The 2,452-nt window shown below is 68.4% G+C and carries 2 protein-coding genes; both read left to right on the forward strand.

Annotated features, from left to right (window positions below):
* A partial coding sequence (locus tag WAW85_RS07065; RefSeq protein WP_422558917.1) for a hypothetical protein occupies window positions 1-483 on the forward strand: 483 nt, incomplete at its 5' end.
* Between the two features lies 1 nt (window position 484).
* Entirely contained in the window at window positions 485-2,380 is a 1,896-nt protein-coding gene (locus WAW85_RS07070) for an Hsp70 family protein (protein ID WP_422558918.1), read from the forward strand.
* Window positions 2,381-2,452: the final 72 nt, after the last annotated feature.

Consider the following 2,452-nt stretch of genomic DNA (forward strand, 5'->3'; position numbering starts at 1 on the left):
ATGGGCACCGTCCTCGCTGTGGTGATCGCCGTGGCGATCGCCGTCGTGGGTGTGGCCGTCGGCTATCTGCTGCGCACCGCCACCTCGGGCCATCAGCCGCCAGCGCGTCCGACTAGCGTTCCGGCGCCGGTCGCGCCGGTCGCGCCCGTCGCGCCCGTCGCACCACCGCCCGGTGCAGTGGTGGGCGCACCCGGAAGCGGCGGCGATCGGCTGATTCACGCCCTGATCGGCGTCTATGACACGAGCAGCGAAGAGTCAGTGCGCCGATACGTGGTCGACCAGCTGGCCGCCGTGGGCATCGGTCCGGTGGCACCGGAGCCGGGTAGCCGCTTCAGTCCGGATACCCAGCGGTGCGTGGCCACCGAAGCCGCCGCGGGTGCGGCGGCCGGAACGCTGGTTCGCACCGATCGTCCCGGCTGGCGGGGTCCGGGCGGGACGCTCCGGTTGCCGGATGTCACTGTTGTCGCCGCGGATCGGAACTGATATGCGCGGAACTGACATGGCCGGGTCCGGATCGTCCCTGCTGAGCATCGACTTCGGCACCACCAACAGCACGGCCGCCTACCGTGACCGCTCCGGCGCCACGCACGAGGTGCGGCTCGGTTCGATGTCGAACCTGATGCCGACGGCGGTCTTCGCCGACGGGAGCGATCTGATCGTCGGCGATGCGGCAATCAACAATGCGCTGACTGATCCGGCGGCCTTCGAACCGAACCCGAAGCGGCAGTTGCGCTACACCAGCACGGTGCTCGGCAAACGCAATTTCAGTGCAACATCGCTGGTCGGCGCGGTGCTCAAACACATCGTCCAGGTCGCCTCGACGCGCCACGGCGGTCCCTTCGACCGGGTGGTGCTCACCTACCCGGACGGCTGGCGCCAGGAGTTGATCGGTCGGCTGAAGACCGCCGCCGGTGAAGCCGGCATTCGCTCGGACACCCTGGAGTTGCTCAGCGAATCGCAGGCTGCGTCGGCGTTCTATACCGGCACCCAGACCCTCGCCCCGAACTCGCGGATCTGCATCTTTGATTTCGGTGCGGGCACCTGCGACGTGACCGTCCTGGACTGCGACCAGGATTCGAACTTCTCGGTGGTCGCGTCCGACGGTGTGGAGTACCTCGGCGGCAACGACCTCGATGCGCGCCTGCACTCCTGGGTGGCCCAGCGCCTGCACGAGCGCGATCCGGAGGCCGCCGCCAAGCTCAGCCAACCAGCCACCGCCCTCACTTTCAACGAGCGTATCCGCGATGCGAAGGAGACGCTGTCCACCGCGGCGCGGGCGACGATCCCGCTGCCGGACGGCAGTCCGCTGCAGATCACCCGCAGCGAGTTCGAGACCTTGATCGCCCCGGATGTCGACGAGGCCGTCGCGCTGACCAACCGGGTCATCGCACGGGCCCAGGCCATCAACCCGCGCCCGATCAGCCAGATCTATCTGGTCGGCGGCTCCAGCCACATCCCGCTGGTGCATCGCGAACTCGGCAAGATCGGACGCCTGGCCACCATGGGCGACCCGAAAACCGTGGTGGTGCAAGGTGCGTTGCTGCACGACAACCTCCGCCGCCAGCAGCGACCGCGGCCCGCCTCGGCGCCGAACAGCGGCGGAGCCGGATCGCTGCGCGGTGCAGGTGAATACCGGGCGACGACACCGCCGCCCCCACCGATCTCTCCCGCCCCGATCCCGGCCACCCCAATTCCCGCGCCGAGAATGTCCGCGCCACCGCCGTCGATGCCCCCGTCAGCGCCCATGTCAGTGCCCATGTCGGCGCCGATGCCGATGGGCATGATGGGCGCGATGGGCCAGTACCCACCGGCCCCGCCGAAGAAGAGTTCGAGCAGCCTCGGCATGTGGCTGGCCGCGGTGGCCGCCGTCCTGATCGCGGTCATCGTCGTCGCCGTCGTGCTGTCGATGAACAGCAATAAGAAGGACGATGCGGCGGCCGCAACGTCGTCGACCGGTGCCGAGACGTCTGCGGTCAGCACGTCATCGAGCACGACCACGGCGAGTTCAACAGCAGTAAGTTCGGCCGCGTCGTCGAGCAGCGGCTTGGCGATGCCGCGGCGCGCGGGTTCGAGTCCGGCCGGCACCACCGGACAGGACTGCGGTCTGACGCCGTTCCGGTACACCCCGGACAAAACCGCCTACGAGTACGTCTATCTGACGGTGACGACCGGACGCACCTCCCCGACCACCACCTGTGGCTTCGCCATGGCCGTCGCCGCCGATGCGGGCAAGAATCCGTCGTCGTTCCCGCTCACCGTGCAGACCCGAAGCGACGCAACCGGCGATGTGTACTCGATGGACTGCCGGACCCAGAGCAACGATCCGATCGTGATCCGGTGTTCGGACGGCCGCAACGCCGAGGTCTACTTCTACTACTGAGCTACCACCCTCCCGACCCGACGGTCGTGCCGAAACCACCCACGATCGAACCCTCGTTCGCCGACTACCGCG

The sequence above is a fragment of the Gordonia sp. (in: high G+C Gram-positive bacteria) genome (assembly GCF_049299075.1).
Taxonomy (GTDB): Bacteria; Actinomycetota; Actinomycetes; order Mycobacteriales; family Mycobacteriaceae; genus Gordonia.